At 67.4% G+C, this 18884-nt stretch carries 18 protein-coding genes; 12 read left to right on the top strand and 6 right to left on the bottom strand.

What is annotated here, in order from left to right:
- Positions 1-28 precede the first annotated feature (28 nt).
- Both BLV31_RS22715 and BLV31_RS22720 read right to left on the bottom strand, forming a co-directional pair.
- Positions 29-1141: an NAD(P)H-dependent flavin oxidoreductase gene (locus BLV31_RS22715; RefSeq protein ID WP_024102947.1), complete on the bottom strand. Its 1113-nt coding sequence runs from the start codon at positions 1139-1141 to the stop codon at positions 29-31.
- Between the two features lie 8 nt (positions 1142-1149).
- Entirely contained in the window at positions 1150-2817 is a 1668-nt protein-coding gene (locus tag BLV31_RS22720) for an acyl-CoA synthetase (RefSeq protein WP_019290099.1), read from the bottom strand.
- Positions 2818-2862: 45 nt separating this feature from the next.
- On the opposite strand from BLV31_RS22720, the gene BLV31_RS22725 reads away from it, so the two are divergent.
- Entirely contained in the window at positions 2863-3750 is an 888-nt protein-coding gene (locus BLV31_RS22725; RefSeq protein WP_232333431.1) for a crotonase/enoyl-CoA hydratase family protein, read from the top strand.
- A 141-nt stretch (positions 3751-3891) separates the two neighbouring features.
- Positions 3892-5421, top strand: a complete 1530-nt coding sequence (locus BLV31_RS22730; RefSeq protein ID WP_006551910.1) for an AMP-binding protein — start codon at positions 3892-3894, stop codon at positions 5419-5421.
- A 60-nt stretch (positions 5422-5481) separates the two neighbouring features.
- Here BLV31_RS22730 and BLV31_RS22735 read toward each other — a convergent pair whose 3' ends face one another.
- Positions 5482-6519 carry an LLM class F420-dependent oxidoreductase gene (locus BLV31_RS22735; protein ID WP_064061706.1) on the bottom strand — a complete coding sequence of 346 codons (1038 nt, stop codon included), beginning with the start codon at positions 6517-6519 and terminating at the stop codon, positions 5482-5484.
- Positions 6520-6609: 90 nt separating this feature from the next.
- On the opposite strand from BLV31_RS22735, the gene BLV31_RS22740 reads away from it, so the two are divergent.
- The 7 genes from BLV31_RS22740 to BLV31_RS22770 are packed head-to-tail and all read left to right on the top strand — an operon-like array spanning position 6610 to position 13043.
- A complete protein-coding gene (locus BLV31_RS22740; RefSeq protein ID WP_064061705.1) occupies positions 6610-7581 on the top strand; it encodes a Zn-ribbon domain-containing OB-fold protein in 972 nt (323 codons plus the stop codon).
- A gap of 13 nt (positions 7582-7594) precedes the next feature.
- Positions 7595-8656, top strand: a complete 1062-nt coding sequence (locus tag BLV31_RS22745) for a thiolase family protein (RefSeq protein WP_019290103.1) — start codon at positions 7595-7597, stop codon at positions 8654-8656.
- The gene (locus tag BLV31_RS22750) at positions 8656-9831 is read left to right on the top strand and encodes a thiolase family protein (RefSeq protein ID WP_064061704.1); all 1176 of its coding nucleotides are present in this window, start codon (positions 8656-8658) and stop codon (positions 9829-9831) included. Before BLV31_RS22745 ends, BLV31_RS22750 begins: the two co-directional genes overlap by 1 nt.
- Positions 9832-9839: 8 nt before the next feature.
- Positions 9840-10721, top strand: a complete 882-nt coding sequence (locus tag BLV31_RS22755; RefSeq protein ID WP_006551915.1) for a TIGR03619 family F420-dependent LLM class oxidoreductase — start codon at positions 9840-9842, stop codon at positions 10719-10721.
- Positions 10718-11131, top strand: coding sequence for a nuclear transport factor 2 family protein (locus tag BLV31_RS22760; RefSeq protein WP_064061703.1), 414 nt, complete (start codon positions 10718-10720; stop codon positions 11129-11131). Before BLV31_RS22755 ends, BLV31_RS22760 begins: the two co-directional genes overlap by 4 nt.
- Positions 11132-11141: 10 nt before the next feature.
- Positions 11142-11717 (top strand): nucleotidyltransferase family protein, encoded by a 576-nt coding sequence (locus BLV31_RS22765; RefSeq protein ID WP_064061702.1) that lies wholly within the window; start codon positions 11142-11144, stop codon positions 11715-11717.
- 60 nt (positions 11718-11777) lie between these two features.
- Positions 11778-13043: a hypothetical protein gene (locus BLV31_RS22770; protein ID WP_064061701.1), complete on the top strand. Its 1266-nt coding sequence runs from the start codon at positions 11778-11780 to the stop codon at positions 13041-13043.
- A gap of 82 nt (positions 13044-13125) precedes the next feature.
- Here the strand turns inward: BLV31_RS22770 and BLV31_RS22775 are convergent, their stop codons facing one another.
- On the bottom strand, positions 13126-14379 hold the full coding sequence (locus tag BLV31_RS22775; protein ID WP_064061700.1) for a cytochrome P450: 1254 nt from the start codon (positions 14377-14379) through the stop codon (positions 13126-13128).
- A gap of 180 nt (positions 14380-14559) precedes the next feature.
- Here BLV31_RS22775 and BLV31_RS22780 point away from each other — a divergent pair, with 180 nt between their 5' ends.
- The 3 genes from BLV31_RS22780 to BLV31_RS22790 all read left to right on the top strand — a co-directional run bounded on the left by BLV31_RS22780 (position 14560) and on the right by BLV31_RS22790 (position 16948).
- A complete protein-coding gene (locus BLV31_RS22780; protein WP_033096885.1) occupies positions 14560-15723 on the top strand; it encodes a steroid 3-ketoacyl-CoA thiolase in 1164 nt (387 codons plus the stop codon).
- A 1-nt stretch (position 15724) separates the two neighbouring features.
- Entirely contained in the window at positions 15725-16198 is a 474-nt protein-coding gene (locus BLV31_RS22785) for a nitroreductase family deazaflavin-dependent oxidoreductase (protein WP_006551921.1), read from the top strand.
- Between the two features lie 90 nt (positions 16199-16288).
- Positions 16289-16948, top strand: a complete 660-nt coding sequence (locus BLV31_RS22790; RefSeq protein ID WP_006551922.1) for a GNAT family N-acetyltransferase — start codon at positions 16289-16291, stop codon at positions 16946-16948.
- Positions 16949-17006: 58 nt separating this feature from the next.
- Here BLV31_RS22790 and BLV31_RS22795 read toward each other — a convergent pair whose 3' ends face one another.
- Positions 17007-17921, bottom strand: coding sequence for an SDR family oxidoreductase (locus BLV31_RS22795; RefSeq protein WP_006551923.1), 915 nt, complete (start codon positions 17919-17921; stop codon positions 17007-17009).
- A complete protein-coding gene (locus BLV31_RS22800) occupies positions 17918-18694 on the bottom strand; it encodes an SDR family oxidoreductase (RefSeq protein ID WP_006551924.1) in 777 nt (258 codons plus the stop codon). The genes BLV31_RS22795 and BLV31_RS22800 overlap by 4 nt, the downstream gene beginning before the upstream one ends.
- Positions 18695-18884: the final 190 nt, after the last annotated feature.

The raw sequence follows: 18884 nt of genomic DNA on the forward strand, positions 1-18884 counted from the left end.
GGGCACCTGCCACCCCACCACTGTGGTCCTATCGCGCCTCGTTCAGCCGATCGACGGCCTCGTCGTAGCCCCGCACGAGGTCGGCCATGATCTCCGCGACGGGACGGATCTCGTTCATCCGCCCCACCACCTGCCCGACCGGCATCGCGACGGCCTCGGGGTCATCGGCCGCCGACATGCGCTGATGCGCCTCGCTCACCAGGATGTTCTGTAGCGGCATCGGCAGCGGTTCGGGCGCACCGGGTTTCGACCACGCCTCCGTCCACTTGGTCTTGAGCAGACGCGCGGGCTTTCCCGAATAGATCCGCGACCGCACGGTGTCGGACGAGCTCGCTCCGAGCAACGCGCGCTGGATCGACGACGGACCGTGCGCGGCCGCCCCGAGCTTGTACTCCGAGGTGGTGAGCCAGTACGAACCCATCCACACACCGGAGGCGCCGAGGGCCAGCGCCGCCGCGACCTGCCGTCCCGATCCCACACCACCGGCGGCGAGCACTGCCGCGGAATCGCCGAGCGCATCGACGATTTCGGGCCACAGCACCATCGATGCGATCTCACCCGTGTGCCCGCCGGCCTCGTAGCCCTGCGCGATCACGATGTCGACACCGTTCTCGACGTGCCGCTTCGCGTGCTCGACCGCACCCGCGAGTGCCGCGACCGGCACTCCCTTCTCGTGCGCGAGGTCGATGACGTCCTTCGGCGGCGACCCCAGGGCGTTGGCGATCAGGGCGGGCCGGTGTGCGAGTGCCACGTCGACGTGCGAACGCGCGACCGAATGCAGCCAGCCCAGAACACCGCTCGCCTTGCCGACGTCGTCGGACAGCGGCGGCACACCGAGTTCTTCGAGCGTGCGGTTGACGAAGGCACGGTGTTCGGCGGGGATCAGTTTGTCGAGGTCCACCGCGGTGCCCTCGGTGGGCACCTTGGCGGGCATCACGATGTCGACGCCGTACGGTTTGCCGTCGGTGTTCTCGTCCATCCAGGTCAGGACGGCGTCGAGTTCCTCCGGGTCGTTGAACCGCACACACCCGAGGACACCGAGTCCACCCGCGCGGCTGATCGCCGCCGCGACGTGTTCGGAAGGCGTGAATCCGAAGATCGGATACTCGATACCGAACTTCTTGCTGAGGCCGGTTTGCATGCGTCCTTCTATCCCGTCGCCGCGGCGCCGTTGCCGTCGCCGTTGTTGTAGACCTCGTCGGCCGGACGCAATCCGGTCTGGTCCTTGGCCCACCGGTAGTCGGGCTTGCCGGCCGGCGACCGCTTGATCTCGTCGACGAACCACACCGCGCGCGGCACCTTGTACCCTGCGATCTTCGACCGTGCCGTCGTCATGAGTTCGTCGAGCGTCGTCTGCTCGCCCTCGCGCAGGGCGACGACGGCGCAGACCCGCTCGCCGAAGCGCTCGTCCGGCACACCGACCACCAGGGCGTCGAAGACCGCCGGGTGCTGCTTGAGTGCGCCCTCGACCTCTTCGGGGTAGACCTTCTCGCCGCCGCTGTTGATCGAGACCGAACCGCGGCCGAGCATTGTGACGGTGCCGTCACCCTCGACGCGCGCGTAGTCACCGGGGATCGAGTAGCGGATCCCGTTGTACTCGCGGAAGGTCGCCTTGGTCTTGGCTTCGTCCTTGTAGTAGCCGAGCGGGATGTTGCCGGTGCGCGCGACCATGCCGACCTTTCCGGAACCCGGTTCGATCGGGTTGCCGTCGTCGTCGAGGACGGTGGTCGACTCGTCGATCTTCACCGTGGGGCCGCCGCCGAGGGTCTTGCCCTTCTCGGCGATGCCGATGCCACCGAAGCCGGTCTCGGACGAGCCGATGGAGTCGGTGATGATCTTGCCGGGCAGCAGGTCGAGGAAACGGTCCTTGATGGACGGGGAGAACAGGGCCGCACTCGATGCCATGGCGAACAGGGTCGAGAGGTCGTAGGGCTGACCGGTGGCCGGGTTGCCCTCCTCCAGTGCGTCGAGCATGGGGCGGGCCATGGCGTCGCCGGTGATGAAGATGACGTTGACCTTGTGGTCGTCGATGATGCGCCACACCTCGTGGCCCGAGAACTCGGGGTGCATGACGACCTTGCCGCCGCTGAACAACGACTGGAACAGCGCCCACTGGGCGCCACCGTGGATCATCGGCGGGATGGGATAGCGCACGAGACCGGGATTCTCGGCGCCCTCCTTCGCCAGCTGCCATTCGTCCTTGACCCATTCCCCGGTCATGAAGTTGATACCGCCGCCGAGGACGCGCCACACGTCCTCGTGACGCCACATCACGCCCTTGGGGTGACCGGTGGTGCCGCCGGTGTAGAGCATGTAGATGTCGTCGGCGCTGCGGTCTTCGAAGTCGCGTTCCGGGTTGCTCTGCGCCAGTGCCGCTTCGTATTCGATGCCGCTATAGGCCGAGAAGTCGACGTCGGTGCCGTCCTCGACCACCACGACGGTCTTCACCAGCGGAGTGTTCGGCAGGACGTTCGCGACCTTGTCGGAGTAGCGACGTTCGTGGACGAGCGCGACCATGTCGGAGTTGTCGAAGATGTACTGCAACTCGTTCTCGACATAGCGGTAGTTGACGTTGATCATGATCGCGCGGATCTTGAAGACCGCGATCATCGCCTCTACGGCCTCGATGGTGTTGCGCGAGTAGATGCCGACCTTGTCGCCCGGCTTCACACCTTGTTCGCGCAGGTAATGAGCAAGTCGGTTGGCTCGTTCCTCCAGCTGTGCGTAGGTGACCTCACGTCCGTCCGAGGCCAGCGCGACGCGCTCGGGAACGAGGTCGATTGCGTGTTCGACGAGGTCTGCGATATTTAGGGCCACGCTGACAAAAGTAGAACGTGTTACCGTTTCTGACAAGACCTGAATATGATCCAGTTCACAATCCTGCGAGGAGTCCCGCCAGTGTCCGCTACCGAAGCCCCCGGCGCAGCCGATTCGGACATTTCGTCCCGCGCACCGCATTGCCTCGTCGAGCAACGCGGCCACGTTCTGATCGTCACTCTCAACCGCCCCGAGGCACGAAATGCGCTGTCCGGCGAAATGATGGCGATCATGAACGAGGCCTGGGATCGCGTCGACAACGATCCCGAGATCCGCGTCGCGATCCTCACCGGCGCCGGTGGAGCGTTCTGCGCGGGTGCCGATCTCAAGGCCATGAATGCAGCGCCTCCCGGAGACAAGTTCGAGCAGGGCGAGCGGAGCAACGGCGGTGGGTGGGATCTCAGTCGGCTCCCCGCACTACTGAAGGGCCGCCGTCTGACGAAGCCACTCATCGCGGCCGTCGAGGGTGCCGCCATCGCCGGTGGCACCGAGATCCTGCAGGGCACCGACATCCGTGTCGCCGGCGAGAGCGCGAAATTCGGCGTCTCCGAAGCGAAGTGGGGATTGTTCCCGCTCGGCGGATCCGCCGTGCGCCTCGTCCGGCAGATCCCGTACACGATCGCCGCCGACATCCTGCTCACGGGCCGCCACATCAAGGCCGCCGAGGCCAAGGAGATCGGGCTCATCGGCTACGTCGTCCCCGACGGCACCGCACTCGACAAGGCCCTCGAGATCGCCGAGACGATCGCGAACAACGGCCCGGTCGCCGTGCAGGCCATCCTCCGGACCATCCGCGACGCGGAAGGTCTGCACGAGGAGGAGGCGTTCCGGATCGACGCCGAACTGGGCGCCGCCGTCTTCAAGAGCGCCGACGCCAAGGAGGGGCCGCGGGCGTTCGCGGAGAAGCGCGCCCCGAAGTTCTCGGGTTCCTGACCTGCGCCACTGTGGACCGCACTCCCACCCGTGAGAGCACGGTCACAACCATCTCCTTAGCTCTGCTACATTGTCGGCCGTGATCCAGACCACAAGATCACAGTGTTCGTCGAGGCGATGTCGAGGCAATGAGGAGCCCCCATGTATCCAGGAGTGCACGCCCGAACCGCCCCGGACAAACTCGCCGTCGTCCTGGCCGACAGTGGCCGGAGCCTGACCTACCGCGAACTCGACGACCGGTCAGCGGCGCTCGCCCGAGTGCTGCACGATGCCGGGCTCCGCCCCGGCGACGTCGTCGCCCTCCTCACCGACAACCGGCCGGAGGCATTCGAGGTGTTCTGGGCCGCAATGCGGTCCGGGCTGTACATCACGGCGGTCAACAGCCACCTCACCGCCGGCGAGGTGGCGTACATCGTCGAGGACAGCGGCGCGAAGGCCCTGATCGTCTCGACGACGCTGGGTGAGCTTTCCGAACAGGTCGGCGAGAAGGTCACGATCGGTTCCGCGCGACTCGCGTTCGGCGGCGCCGTGCGCGGTTTCGAGTCGTACGAGGACGCCCTTGCCGGGGCCGGTCCGCGGCTCGAGGAGGAACCGTGCGGCGCCATCATGCTGTACTCGTCGGGAACCACGGGCTTCCCCAAGGGAATCCAGCCGGATCTCCCGGAACGTCGCGTCGACGAACCCGGTGAGCCGCTGGTGACGGTGGCACAGTTCCTCTTCGGCCTCACCGACTCCGACGTCTACTACTCCCCCGCCCCGATCTATCACGCAGCGCCTCTGCGCTGGGGTGGGGCGATCCACGCGCTCGGCGGCACGGTGGTCCTGGCCGAGAAGTTCGACGCCGAGACCGCGCTCCGGCACATCGAGGAGCACAAGATCACCGCCGGGCAGATGGTGCCGACGATGTTCGTCCGCATGCTCAAGCTCGACGACGAGATCCGTGCCCGCCACGACCTGTCGAGTCTGCGCGTGCTCGTCCACGCCGCCGCGCCGTGCCCGCCGGAGGTCAAGCGGTCGATGATCGACTGGCTCGGACCGGTGATCTACGAGTACTACAGCTCCACCGAGGCCAACGGGATCACGTTCATCAACAGCCAGGAATGGCTCGAACACCCGGGTTCGGTCGGCAAGAGCGTGCTCGGGCCCGCGCACATCTGCGACGAGGAAGGGCGGGAACTCCCGGCCGGTGAGGTGGGGACCATCTACCTCGAGTACGAGAAGGTTCCGTTCTCGTACCACAACGATCCCGAGAAGACCGCGGCGTCGCAGCATCCCGAGCATCCCACATGGACCACGGTCGGCGACCTCGGTTACCTCGACGAGGACGGTTATCTGTATCTGACCGACCGCAAGTCGTTCACGATCATCTCCGGCGGAGTGAACATCTATCCGCAGGAGATCGAGAACGTGCTCGCCCTGCACCCGGCCGTCGAGGACGTCGCCGTCATCGGCGTACCCCATCCGGAGATGGGCGAGGAGGTCAAGGCCGTCGTGCAGGTGTCGTCCGGTGCCACCACATCACCCGATCTCGCCGACGACCTCATCGCGTACGTCCGCGAGCGGGTCGCCCACTTCAAGGTGCCGCGGTCGGTGGACTTCGTCGACGAACTGCCCCGCACCCCCACGGGCAAGCTGGTGAAGGGCAAGCTGAAGGCGGCCTACGCCTCCTGACGCCCCGCCCGCGGCGGGCGGAAACCGTCCTCACGGAAGGGTTTCCGCCCGCGGCGGCATCTAGCGCAGCACCACCTCGGCGATCGTGCGCACCTGGTCGACATCGCGACAACCCACCAGCAGCATCGTCACGCCGGCCGCCTCCCAGCGCTTCACACCTTCGCGCACCTCGTCGGCATTGCCGACGATCATCGTCTCGGTGACCATCTCGTCCGGGATCACTGCCGCCGCCTCGTCCTTACGGCCGGCACGGAACAGCGCGGTCACCTCGTCGACCACGGCCTCGTATCCCATCCGCCGGTAGACCTGCGCGTGGAAGTTCAACTCCGGCGCGCCCATTCCCCCGACGTACAGTGCCGTCACCGGTTTCATCGCCGCGATCGTCCCTGCGCGGTCGTCCGTGATCACCACCTGGCAGGTCGCCGCGATCTCGAAGTCCTCGCGGGTGCGCCGGGCGCCCGGCCGGGCGAACCCCTCGTCGAGCCACTCGTCGTACATCGGCGCCAGGCGCGGGGTGTAGTAGATCGCGAGCCAGCCGTCGGCGATCTCGGCGGTGAGCGCGACGTTCTTCGGACCTTCGGCACCGATCCAGATCGGGATGTCCGACCGCAGCGGATGCGTGATGGGCTTGAGCGGTTTACCGAGCCCGGTGGATCCGGTGCCTGCGTAGGGCAGCGGGAAGTGCGGTCCGTCGCCGGTCACCGGCGCTTCGCGCGCGAGCACCTTGCGGATCACGTCGACGTACTCGCGGGTCCGTGCGAGGGGCTTGGCGAACGGTTGCCCGTACCAGCCCTCCACCACCTGTGGCCCCGAGACGCCGAGGCCGAGGATGTGCCGGCCACCCGAGAGGTGATCGAGCGTGAGCGCGTGCATCGCGCAACTCGTCGGAGTACGCGCGGAGATCTGCACGACGGACGTGCCGAGCCGCACCCGTTCCGTGGACGAGCCCCACCAGGCCAGCGGCGTGAACGCGTCCGATCCCCACGATTCGGCGGCGAAGACGGCGTCGAATCCTTCGGCCTCGGCCGCAGCAACGACTTCCGGTGCGTTCGAGGGCGGCTGAGCACCCCAGTAGCCGAGTTGCAGTCCCAGTTTCATTGGACGCCTTTCCTGTCGGGCGAATCGTGGAGAGATGCAGTTCGCGCGCCGCTCTTGCCAGCACCACTAGAACCTGTTCTACTCGAAATTGTGAGCCTGGGAAAGAGCGCGGTTGCCGAGCCACCGCTGAGCGCACCGCTGAATCTGAAGTTCGACTACACACGATCCACCGGGCCGACCGTCGGAGCCTTCGTCACCGGATTGCGCGACGGCCGCATTCTCGGCGCCCGCGGATCCGACGGACGGGTCCTCGTCCCACCCCCCGAATACGACGCGGTCACCCATGAACCACTCACCGATGTCGTCGAGGTCGGACAGACCGGCACCGTGATGAGCTGGACGTGGAACGCCGAACCGCTGCCCGGACAGCCCTTCGACCGGCCCTTCGCCTGGGCACTGATCCGCCTCGACGGCACCGACACCGCACTCCTGCACGCCGTCGACGTCGGCTCCCCGGACGACATCGAGACGGGTCTGCGTGTGCGCGTGCGCTGGGCGGCCGAGCGCACCGGCGCGATCCACGACATCGAGGCGTTCGAACCCGGCGAGGCGACGATCACCGTCGCAGCGGCCGAGGGTGATCCGGTCACGATGATCACCACTCCCGTCGATCTGGACTACCGGCACTCCGCCTCCCCCGAGGAATCCTGGTACCTGCGAGGGTTGAAGGACGGCAGGATCATCGGTGGCCGCACCGGCCCGGGCGGGAAGGTCTACGTGCCCCCGCGCGGTGCGAGCCCCACCGACGGTGTACCGACGAAGGAACCCGTGGAAGTGTCCGACAAGGGCATCGTCACCACCTTCTGCATCGTGAACGTGCCGTTCCTCGGCCAGCAGATCGAGCCGCCCTATGTCGCCGCCTACGTACTGCTCGACGGTGCCGACATCCCGTTCCTGCACCTGATCCTCGAATGCGATGCGTCCGAGGTGCGGATGGGCATGCGTGTCGAAGCGAAATGGCGTCCTCGCGAGGAGTGGGATCACACGCTGCGCAACATCGAGTACTTCCGTCCCACCGGCGAACCCGACGCCGACTACGACACCTTCGAACACCACCTCTGAGAGCGGCGGACACATGACAGACATCGCAGTCGTCGGCTTCGCGCACGCTCCGCACGTGCGCGAGACGTTCGGCACCACCAACGGCGTCGAGATGCTCGTCCCGTGTTTCCAGGAGCTGTACGGCAAGCTCGGCATCACCAAGTCCGACATCGGTTTCTGGTGTTCGGGTTCCTCCGATTACCTTGCCGGACGAGCATTCTCGTTCATCTCGGCGATCGATGCGATCGGCGCCGTCCCGCCCATCAACGAATCGCACGTCGAGATGGATGCGGCCTGGGCGCTCTACGAGGCGTGGGTCAAGCTCATCACGGGTGAGGTCGACACCGCCCTCGTGTACGGCTTCGGCAAGTCCTCGGCCGGCACTCTGCGCCGAACCCTGTCCCTGCAGCTCGATCCGTACCTCGTGGCCCCTCTGGGCGTCGACTCCGTCTCGCTCGCGGGCCTGCAGGCCCGCCTGGGTCTCGAATCCGGTAAGTGGACCGACCGCGAGATGGCGGAGGTCGCGGTCCGTAGCCGCGCCGCCGCCAAGGACAATCCCAAGGCGCAACTCTCCGGCGACTTCGACATCGACGAACTGCTCGCCCAGCCGTACATCGCCGACCCGTTGCGTAAGCACGACTGCGCCCCCGTCACCGACGGCGCGGCCGCGATCGTCCTCGCGACCGGCGACCGGGCGCGCGAGCTGTGCGAGAACCCGGCGTGGATCACCGGGATCGAGCATCGCACCGATTCACCGAACTTCGGCGCACTCGATCTGACCGTCTCACCCTCGACCCGGGCCGCAGCGCAGGCCGTCACCGGCGGGGACACCGCCTTCGACGTCGCCGAGTTGCATGCACCGTTCACGCACCAGGAACTCATCCTGCGCGAGGCGATCGGCCTGGGCGAGTCGACGACGATCAACCCGTCCGGTGGGCCGCTGACGGGCAACCCGATGTTCTCCGGCGGTCTCGAGCGCATCGGTTACGCAGCGCAGGCGATCATGGACGGCACGGCCGGACGTGCACTCGCGCACGCGACGAGCGGTGCTGTGCTGCAACAGAATCTGGTAGCCGTTCTGGAGGGACGCAACTGATGGCGAAGCAACCCGCAGCTGTCCTCGGAACCGGGCAGACCCATTACGTCGCCAAGCGGCACGACGTGTCGATGTCCGGCCTCGTCCGCGAGGCGATCGACCGCGCCATGACGGACGCCCAGGTGGGCTGGGACGACATCGACGCCGTGGTGATCGGCAAGGCCCCCGACCTGTTCGAGGGCGTCATGATGCCCGAACTGTCGATGGTCGACGCCATCGGCGCCACGGGCAAGCCGATGCTGCGCGTGCACACCGCCGGGTCCGTCGGGGGCTCGACGGCGAACGTCGCGGCAAGCCTCGTCCAGGCCGGCGTGCACCGCCGGGTACTCGCGGTGGCCTGGGAGAAGCAGTCCGAGTCGAACGCGATGTGGGCGCTGTCCACACCGGTCCCGTTCACCATGCCGGTCGGTGCCGGCGCGGGCGGCTACTTCGCGCCGCACGTCCGTTCGTACATCCGCCGGTCCGGTGCGCCCGAGCACATCGGGGCGATGGTCGCGGTCAAGGACCGCCTCAACGGCGCGAAGAATCCGTACGCGCATCTGAAGCAGCCCGACATCACGCTCGAGAAGGTGCAGGCCTCGCAGATGCTGTGGGATCCGATCCGGTACGACGAGACGTGCCCGTCGTCCGACGGTGCGTGCGCGGTCGTGCTCGGCGACGAGGACACCGCGAAGGCCGCCGAGCAGGCCGGCCGCCGGGTGGCGTGGATCCATGCCACGGCGATGCGCACCGAACCCACCACCTACGCCGGGCGCGATCAGGTGAATCCGGAGGCCGGACGGGTCGCTGCCGCAGCACTGTGGAAGCAGGCCGGTATCACCGATCCGCTCGGCGAGATCGACTGCGCCGAGATCTACGTGCCGTTCTCGTGGTTCGAGCCGATGTGGCTCGAGAACCTCGGTTTCGCGTCCGAGGGGTCGGGGTGGAAACTCACCGAGGCCGGCGAGACGGCGATCGGCGGTCGGCTTCCGGTCAACATGTCCGGCGGCGTGCTCTGCTCCAACCCCATCGGGGCATCGGGCATGATCCGGTTCGCCGAAGCCGCGATCCAGGTGATGGGCACGGCGGGAGATCACCAGGTCGACGGCGCCCGCAAGGCACTCGGACATGCCTACGGCGGTGGATCCCAGTACTTCTCCATGTGGGTGGTGGGCTCCGACCGGCCCACGAATTAGGAGGCATCATGGTCTCGTTCACCGTCGGGGTCGCGATGACCCCACTCGACCAGCTCACCGGCATCGCGCAGACCGCCGAGGAGTGCGGATACACCTCGATCGCACTGCCCGACTCCCTGTTCTACATGGAGAAGCAGACGGTCGACTATCCGTACACCCCCGACGGTTCGCGGATGTGGACGCCCGACACCCCCTGGGTGGATCCGCTCATCGCCGCGGCGTCGATGGCGGCGAGCACGTCGACGATCCGGTTCTACACCCAGGTGCTCAAGCTCGGCTCCCGCAATCCGGTGCTGCTGGCGCGGCAGGTCGGATCCGTTGCGAACCTCACCGGGAACCGGTTCGGACTGGGTGTCGGAATCGGCTGGGCGCCGGAGGAATTCGAGTGGTGCGGTGTGCCCTACGCGAAGCGCGGCAAGCGCGTCGACGAGATGATCGACGTTCTGAAGCTGATCCTCGACGGCGGCATGGTCGAACATCACGGCGAGTTCTACGACTTCGACCGGCTGCAGATGAGTCCCGCGCCCACCGCACCGGTACCGCTCTACGTCGGTGGGCACACCGAGGTGGCACTGCGTCGTGCGGCCCGGGTCGGTGACGGTTGGACGTCGGCGATGATCGGGTTCGACGATCTGGTCGGGGTCATCACCCGACTGCGCGAATTGCGGGCCGAGTACGGCCGCAGCAACCTGCCGTTCGAGATCCAGACGGTGTGCGTCGACAGGTTCGGTGGTTCCGGTTACGCCGAACTGGCCGACGCCGGGGTCACCGACATCATCGTGGTGCCGTGGATCTTCGACGGCCACGGTTTCGACTCCCCGCTCGAGGCGAAGCAGGAATCGCTGCGGAAGTTCGCCGACAAGTACATTCCCGGAAGGGATGCCGCATGAGCGAGGAACACCCGGCGCGTATCGCAGCGAAGGCGTCGCAGGCGGCGGCGAGCGGGAAACGCAAGGACGAGTGGCTCGCGCTGTTCGCGGAGAACGCGTGCGTCGAGGATCCGGTGGGTCCGTCCGGCTTCGATCCGGAGGGCAAGGGGCATCACGGTGCCGAGGCGATCGCGAAGTTCTACGACATGACCATCGCGAACACCGACAAGCTCGAGTTCCTCGTCGACGACGTGCTGGTGTGCGGCAACGAGTGCGTCAACATCGGCACGATCCGCACCACGATGGCGGGCAATCTCATCGACGCGGAGGGCGTGTTCGTCTACCGGGTCGACGACGACGGCAGGATCGTGTCGCTGCGTGCGTTCTGGGAAGTGGATCGCGCGATGAAGACTCTGCGGCCGGTCTCGTAGCATCGGCGGTATGCCGACCGCCGGAATCGTTCTCGCAGCAGGGGACGGCTCTCGGTTGGGTGGACGCGCGAAGGCGTTGCTCCCCCACCGTGGTGGCCGTCCCCTGCTGCATACCGTCGTCGATGCACTGCTCGGCGGTGGCTGCGACGAGGTCGTGGTGGTAGTCGGGGCGTTCGGCGACGATGTGGCCGCCGCGTGCCCTACCGGAGCGACAGCGGTCTACAACCCCGACTGGACCGTCGGCATGTCGACATCCCTGCGCCGCGGGGTCGACGCGGCACGAGCCCACCACAGGGTTGCGCTCACCGTCGTCGACTTTCCCGGCATCACGGCCGATCTGGTGCGCCACGTCCTGGACGAGCACCGGCCGGGCACGGTCACGCTCCCCGTCTTCGGAGATCACCCCGGTCATCCGGTGGTCTTCGACATCGCCGACGCGCTCGGCGCCGCCGCCGACGCCACCGGTGACGAGGGCGCGCGGTCCTTCCTCGCCCGCAATCGTGAACGCGTGCGGCGTCTCGACTGCACCGGGCTCGCCGACCCCGGAGACGTCGATACCCCCGAGGATCTTCGCCGCCTGACCTGATCGCATCGTCGCCCGGCGTGTCGGCGCCGCGTCCCGGTGACCGCTCGGAGAAGGTAGGGGGTGCCCTCCTGGATTCTCTACGCACTCGCAGCCGTCGGCAGTTTCACCGCCGGAACCGTCCTCGCCGCGCCGAGCGTCGACACCTATCCACTCGATACCGGGTTCGGTTTCGGTGCCGTGGAGACTTCGGGTATCACCGCGTCTGCCACGGGAGCGCTCGTCGCCGCGTCGATCGCGCTGTGGTTACGCCACCGGGTGGGCGCGCTCGGCGCCGTCGTGGCCGGAGCCGCACTCGTGGCGGTCGTCGCCCTGCCGGGTGCGTGGCGGTTCGACATGTACGTCTCGGCGGTCGGTGCAGGCCTGGTGCTCGGTGCCCTCGTCGTCTGCTGCGCCCGAACTGCGGGCACCCGGCTCCCCGCGGTGATGACCGGTGGCGTCGTTGCCGCGCTGCTCACCGCGGAACCCGTCGCGGAATACCGGGAGTTCGCGGCCTCCTCGTCCGGAAGCGCCGTGTACCTCGAGGTGTCGGCGCAGCCCGCCAACACAGTGTGGACGGTTCTCTCGGTGACTGTCATCGCGGTGGCAACAGCGGCTCTCGTGATGCGTGCCGGTGCTCCCGATTCGGTCGACGAACGACGATGGGATGTGAGGGAAACGGTGGTCGGTATCGGCCTACCGCTCGTCGCCGTCGTGCTGTATCGGTCTCTTCACAGTGCCGTGTGGTCTCCGGATGCGAGTCCCGGCGGGAACGGGCGATGGCTGTGGGGCATCGTCGCTGTCCCACTCGTGATCGGTGCTGCCCTGTGGCTGCGCGAGAGAAGCGGAGCGGTCCTGCTCGCCGCCTTCGCGGTGGCCGTCGCCGCGGGTACCGCTCCCTCGTGGATTCCCGGCGGATGGTTCCTGCCGGCCGTGATGGTCGTGCTCGCCGCCGTCGGCGCGTGGCTGGGCCGTCGCGCGCCGAGGCCGACGGCCGGAGTGGGCGTGCTCGCGTTCGTCACGATCACGGCGATCTTCACTCGTGCGCCCTGGGACAACGTCCACCTCCTGGCGACCTTCTTCGTTCTTCCGGTGGCAGCCGCGTACACGATCAGCGCGGCACTACCGTCGACGAGCGCAGTCACCGCCGCGTCCTTCTCGCTGCCCGCCGTGATGGCGTTGCCTCTGCTCACCCGATTCGGATGGACCGCCTACACGCCTCTCACCGATTCTCCGTCCGGGTGGACGCCGGACTCGTGGACGGTTCTCACGACCGGTGTATCGGTAGCCGGTGTGCTCGCGGCGGGGGCCGCGATGTGGTGGATCGGCCGCAGGTCCGAGGTCCTGTAGACGACACGGGATGTGCGAGGTCCCCGGGCGCGCAGGGGCGGCCGGGGACCTCGATGTTCGGTTCGGTCGGTGTTCGGTTCGGTCAGTGCTGGACCGGGCACCCACCCGAGGTCTTGTAGTCGACCTGGAATTCCTTGATGCCGTTGAGCCAGCCCGACCGCAGACGGTGCGGGTCGCCGATCTTCGTGATGTCCGGGATGTGATCGGCGATCGCGTTGAAGATCAGGTCGATCTCCATACGTGCGAGGTTCGCGCCCAGGCAGTAGTGCGCGCCCGTTCCACCGAATGCCAGGTGCGGGTTGGGATCACGAAGGATGTCGAACTCGCGGGGGTTGTCGAACACTTCTTCGTCGTTGTTGGCCGACGCGTACAGCATGACGACGCGATCGCCCTTCTTGATCGTCTGCCCGCCGAGTTCGGTGTCCTCGAGGGCGGTGCGCTGGAACGACGTGACCGGGGTGGCCCAGCGGATGATCTCGTCGGCGGCGGTCTTCGGCCGGTCGCGCTTGAAGATCTCCCACTGCTCCGGATTGTCGAGGAACGCCACCATGCCGTGGGTGATCGCGTTGCGGGTGGTCTCGTTGCCGGCCACCGCGAGCACGATGAAGAAGAAGCCGAACTCCTCGGGAGCGAGTTCGTCACCGTCGATGTCGGCCTCGATGAGGGTGGTGACGATGTCGTCGGCCGGGTTCTCCTTGCGGGCCGCGGCCATCTGGTAGGCGTACCCGAGGACTTCCATGGACGCTGCCGCCGGATCGGCGGTGTTGTCCGGATCGTCGTAGCCCGTCATCTGGTTGGACCACTCGAAGAGCTTGGCGCGATCCTCCTGCGGCACACCGATGAGGTCGGCGATCGCCTGCAGCGGCAGTTCCGCGGCGATCTGCGTGACGAAGTCGCCCCGACCGGCCTGGCAGGCCTCCTGGACGATCATCTTGGAGCGACGGTCGAGCTCGTCGCGCAGGCCGTTGATCGCACGGGGCGTGAAGCCTCGGGCGACGAGTTTGCGCAGCTTGGTGTGCTCGGGGGCGTCCTTGTTGAGCAGGACGTGACGTTGCAGCTCGACGGCCTCACGAGGAATGTCGTCGTTGAACCGCGGAATCGCAGTGTTCTCCCAGTTGGAGAACACGTCGCTCCGGCGGGAGACCTCTCGGACCTCCTCGTGCCGGGAGACAACCCAGAAACCCTCGTCGTGGAAACCACCGACGTCGGGAGACTTCTTGTTCCACCACACCGGTGCCGTCTTACGCAGTTCCGCGAACTCTTCGAACGGCATACGGTCTGCGTACAGATCGGGGTCGGTGAAGTCGATGTCTTCGGGGATGTTCGGCTGCGCCACTGATATCTCTCCTGCCCTGGCGAGTACCGCTCGCGTGATTTGTAACACGTTCTAGAACCATTCAAACACAGGCGCGCCGCGCGACCAAGAGATCTGCACGTCCCGTGGATAATCGAGTTCTGTTGCCTCTCGGAGAAACCTGTTCTATTTTGCGAAGAACGTAGGAGAAAGGAGCCCGAAGTGGGCACACCAGTCATCGTCGAGGCCGCACGGACCCCGATCGGCAAGCGGGGTGGATGGCTCGCGGGCCTGCACGCTGCCGAGATCCTGGGCGCCGTCCAGGCCGGACTCGTCGAACGCGCCGGCATCGACGCCGAGCTCGTCGAACAGGTCATCGGTGGCTGCGTCACCCAGGCGGGCGCCCAGTCCAACAACATCACCCGCACCGCATGGCTCAACGCGGGGCTGCCCTGGCAGGTCGGCGCGACCACCATCGACGCCCAGTGCGGATCGGCGCAGCAGGCCAATCACCTCATCGCAGGCCTCATCGCCACCGGCGCCATCGACGTGGGCATCGCCTGCGGCATCGAGGCGATGACCCAGGTGCCCCTCGGCGCCAACGTCGGCGACCAGGCGGGCCCGCGCCGGCCGGAGTCCTGGAGCATCGACATGCCCAACCAGTTCGAGGCCGCCGAACGCATCGCGCGGCGCCGCGGCATCACCCGCGAGGACGTCGACGCACTCGGCGTGCGCTCACAGCAGCTCGCGAAGCAGGCCTGGGACGAGGGCCGGTTCGACCGCGAGGTGCTGCCGGTCGTCGCACCCGTCGTCGACAAGGAGGGCAACCGCACCGGCGAGAAGGCGACCGTCACCCGCGACCAGGGTCTGCGCGAGACGTCGGCCGAGTCGCTGGCGAAGCTGAAGCCCGTGCTCGAGGGTGGCATCCACACCGCCGGCACCTCGTCGCAGATCTCCGACGGAGCCGCGGCCGTGCTGCTCATGGATTCCGACCGCGCGAAGGCACTCGGACTGAAGCCGCGGGCGCGGATCGTCGCGCAGGCTCTCGTCGGCGCCGAACCCGAGTTCCACCTCGACGGCCCGGTCCAGGCCACCGCGAAGGTTCTCGAGAAGGCGGGCATGAGCGTCGGCGATCTCGACCTGTTCGAGGTCAACGAGGCGTTCGCGTCGGTGCTGCTGTCCTGGGCCCAGGTGCACGGACCCGACATGGACAAGGTCAACGTCAACGGTGGCGCGATCGCGCTCGGCCACCCCGTCGGATCCACCGGCTCCCGCCTCATCACCACCGCGCTGCACGAGCTCGAGCGGCGTGACGCGTCGACCGCTCTGATCTCGATGTGCGCCGGTGGAGCGCTGGCGACGGGCACCATCATCGAGCGCATCTGACATGGGCACCGAAGCGGCGCCGAAGGGCCTCGACTCGAAGGCCACGATCTCGATCATCAAGTGGATGTCGCGGTTCAACGTCGCGGCGTACCGGGCGACCGGCGGTCGCATCGGCGGGAAGTGGCGCGTGGGAAGCGCCTTCCCGTGGGGCATCCCGGTGTGCCTGGTGACCACGATCGGGCGGAAGACCGGGCAACCGCGAACGGTCCCGCTGCTGTTCCTCGAGGACGGCGACAAGGTGGTCCTCGTCGCCTCCCAGGGAGGACTGCCCAAGCACCCCTTGTGGTTCCGCAACATCCAGGCGAACCCGGAGACCACGGTGCAGATCAAGTCGCGCATCCGGACCATGCGGGCGCGGGTCGCGAGCGACGAGGAACGAGCGGCCTACTGGCCACGTCTGACGGCGATGTACCCGGACTTCGACAACTACCAGTCGTGGACCGACCGTGTGATTCCCGTCGTCGTGTGCGAGTGAGCGTCCCTCCCGGCACGGTTCGCCGGGACGGTCCCGTGCGGGAATACTGAGTCTCGTACGTCCAGGTTCTCGACGAAGGGATGTCGCACGATGGAAACCACCGATCACGACAAGGTGCTCGACCGGCGGGAAATCGCGGCCGCGCTGCTCCGGGCGCTCGAACGACGCCACGAGGTGCTCGACGTGATCGTCGAGAGCAAGGATCGGGGCGACGCGGTCGCGAAGCTCGCCTCGCTGCTCGACACCGACGAGTTCTGCGCGGAGGCCGTGCTGAACCTTCCGTTCCGCCGTCTGACCCAGGCGGAGCGGAAGAAGATCCGTGAAGAACTCGACGATCTCGATGCGGTGCTGCAGTGGACGACAGCGGCGCGTCCGTACGCGACCGGCGCGCATTTCCGGTTGCGGCCCATTTCCCACAGCGCGGCCGACACGGCGCTGTTCAAGCAGCGCTGCGCCGACCAGCTGGGTGACGACAGCGACGAACAGGTCGAATCCGAGCGGCAGCGCGGCAGCGAGCTGATGGACGACGAGTCCGGCATGTGGCTTGTGGCCGAAGATCTTTCGGGCGACGAGCCGAAGGCCATCGGGTTCGCGTTCGGCGAGCTGACCGGCAACGAGGTCGAGGTGCGGATCTGGGTGCATCCCGAGTTCCGCAAGCAGGGTTACGGCACCGCCACGCTCAAGCAGGCACGTTCCGAACTCGCTGCCTACTTCCCCGGCTCCACCCTCATCGTCCGCACGCCCGCCTAGAGCGGCGACGCCGTCCGTGCGCGTTTCCGGTGATGACCACCGGAAACGCGCGGGGACATCACGCTCCGTAGACCGGCGTCGGCGGCTGCGACGCTGCGATCAGCTTCTCGACGACGGGACCGAGTTCCTTCGGATCCCAACGGTCGCCCTTGTCGATCGCCTCACCGTGGCGCCACCCGTCGGCCAGCGACACCTTGCCGCCCTCGGCCTCGAACACGCGACCGGTCACGTCCTTCGCTTCGGCACTGCCGAGCCACACGACCAGCGGCGAGACGTTCTCCGGCGCCATGGCGTCGAAACCCTCTTCGGGTGCGGCCATCATCTCGGCCATCGCGCCACCGGCCCCGACGGTCATGCGGGTGCGCGCCGAGGGTGCGATCGCGTTGACGGTTACCCCGTAGCGGCCGAATTCGGCTGCGGCCTGGATCGTGAGCGTCGCGATACCGGCCTTGGCGGCGGCGTAGTTGCCCTGGCCGATGCTGCCCATCAGGCCGGCACCCGAGCTGGTGTTGATGATGCGGGCGTCGACGGGGTTGCCGGCCTTGGCCTCGGCGCGCCAGTAGGTCATGGCGTGACGCATCGGCGCGAAGTGCCCCTTGAGGTGCACGCGGATGACCGCGTCCCACTCCTCTTCGCTCATGTTGGCGAGCATGCGGTCGCGCAGGAATCCGGCGTTGTTGACGAGCACGTCGAGCCGGCCGAAGTTGTCGAGGGCGGTCCTGACGAGGTTCTCGGCGCCGGCCCAGTCGGCGACGTCGTCGCCGTTGACGGCGGCCTCTCCCCCGGCCGCACGGATCTCCTCGACGACCAGCTCACCGGGGCTCTCCCCCGTGGCGGTTCCGTCACTGCCGACACCGATGTCGTTGACGACGACCTTGGCGCCTTCCGCGGCGAATGCCAGGGCATGCGCGCGACCGAGGCCTCGTCCGGCGCCGGTCACGATGACGACGCGCCCGTCCAGCAGTCCACTCACTTCGTCTCCTTCGTTTCGGCCGCTGCCATGTAGGCAGGGCGTTCACCGCCGCCGTGGACGGTCAATGTCGATCCGCTGACGTAGGCCGACAGCGGAGAGGCCAGGAATGCGGCGCAGTGGCCGATATCTTCGGGCTGGGCCAGCCGTCCCAGCGGAACGGTCTCGCCGACTGCTGCGACGCCGGCCTTGTCTCCGTAGAACAGGTGCGACTGTTCGGTTTCGACCAGGCCGACCACCACCGAGTTCACCCGTACCTTCGGGGCCCACTCGACGGCGAGCGACTGTGCGAGGCTGTCGACGCCTGCCTTGGCCGCACCATATGCCGCGGTGCCCGGCGAGGGGCGGGATCCGCTCACGCTCGAGATGTTGACGATCGAGCCGCCGGTGTCCTGCTTCTGCATCACCGCGTTGGCGGCCTGCGCGACCAGCAGCGGGGACAGCAGGTTCAGTTCCACGATCTTGGCGTGGAACTTCGGGCTGGCATCGGCCGCCAGCGCGTACGGTGACCCGCCGGCATTGTTCACCACGGCGTCGAGCCGCCCGTGGCGGTCGACGATGGTCTCGATCAGCGCGGCCACCTGATCGGCATCGCGGACGTCGCACGTCAGGAACTCCGCGGTCCGCCCGTCCACCTCGAGAGGCTGTTCGGGCTCGTTGCGAGCGCACGTCACGACGGTCGCACCGGCACGCAGGAACACCCTGGTGATGCCTGCACCGACTCCCCGTATTCCCCCGGTGACGAGCACGACCGCGCCGTCGAGTCCCAGATCCATTCGCTGCCTCCACGTCATTCATCCCGCGGGATGCGCGGGTCTCACGTCGACAACTTACCAAGCAATCGCTTGGTTCGGTACCAGCTCCCCCTCACCCCGCCACTGCTCCTGCTCAGTGGGAATCACGGGAACTCGCTTGTCGGCCCCACTTAGCGTGACGACGAACGCGCGCGTCGAAGAGGAGTGACTG

It is taken from the genome of Rhodococcus pyridinivorans (genome assembly GCF_900105195.1).
Classification (GTDB): Bacteria; Actinomycetota; Actinomycetes; order Mycobacteriales; family Mycobacteriaceae; genus Rhodococcus; species Rhodococcus pyridinivorans.

Bases quoted from the DNA above. Each gene is read 5' to 3' on its own strand.
- BLV31_RS22760 (WP_064061703.1), top strand. From the start codon at position 10,718: ATGAGCGAGGAACACCCGGCGCGTATCGCAGCGAAGGCGTCGCAGGCG.
- BLV31_RS22790 (WP_006551922.1), top strand. From the start codon at position 16,289: ATGGAAACCACCGATCACGACAAGGTGCTCGACCGGCGGGAAATCGCG.
- BLV31_RS22745 (WP_019290103.1), top strand. From the start codon at position 7,595: ATGACAGACATCGCAGTCGTCGGCTTCGCGCACGCTCCGCACGTGCGC.
- BLV31_RS22725 (WP_232333431.1), top strand. From the start codon at position 2,863: ATGATCCAGTTCACAATCCTGCGAGGAGTCCCGCCAGTGTCCGCTACC.
- BLV31_RS22755 (WP_006551915.1), top strand. From the start codon at position 9,840: ATGGTCTCGTTCACCGTCGGGGTCGCGATGACCCCACTCGACCAGCTC.
- BLV31_RS22765 (WP_064061702.1), top strand. From the start codon at position 11,142: ATGCCGACCGCCGGAATCGTTCTCGCAGCAGGGGACGGCTCTCGGTTG.
- BLV31_RS22800 (WP_006551924.1), bottom strand. From the start codon at position 18,694: ATGGATCTGGGACTCGACGGCGCGGTCGTGCTCGTCACCGGGGGAATA.
- BLV31_RS22785 (WP_006551921.1), top strand. From the start codon at position 15,725: ATGGGCACCGAAGCGGCGCCGAAGGGCCTCGACTCGAAGGCCACGATC.
- BLV31_RS22715 (WP_024102947.1), bottom strand. From the start codon at position 1,141: ATGCAAACCGGCCTCAGCAAGAAGTTCGGTATCGAGTATCCGATCTTC.
- BLV31_RS22735 (WP_064061706.1), bottom strand. From the start codon at position 6,519: ATGAAACTGGGACTGCAACTCGGCTACTGGGGTGCTCAGCCGCCCTCG.
- BLV31_RS22730 (WP_006551910.1), top strand. From the start codon at position 3,892: ATGTATCCAGGAGTGCACGCCCGAACCGCCCCGGACAAACTCGCCGTC.
- BLV31_RS22750 (WP_064061704.1), top strand. From the start codon at position 8,656: ATGGCGAAGCAACCCGCAGCTGTCCTCGGAACCGGGCAGACCCATTAC.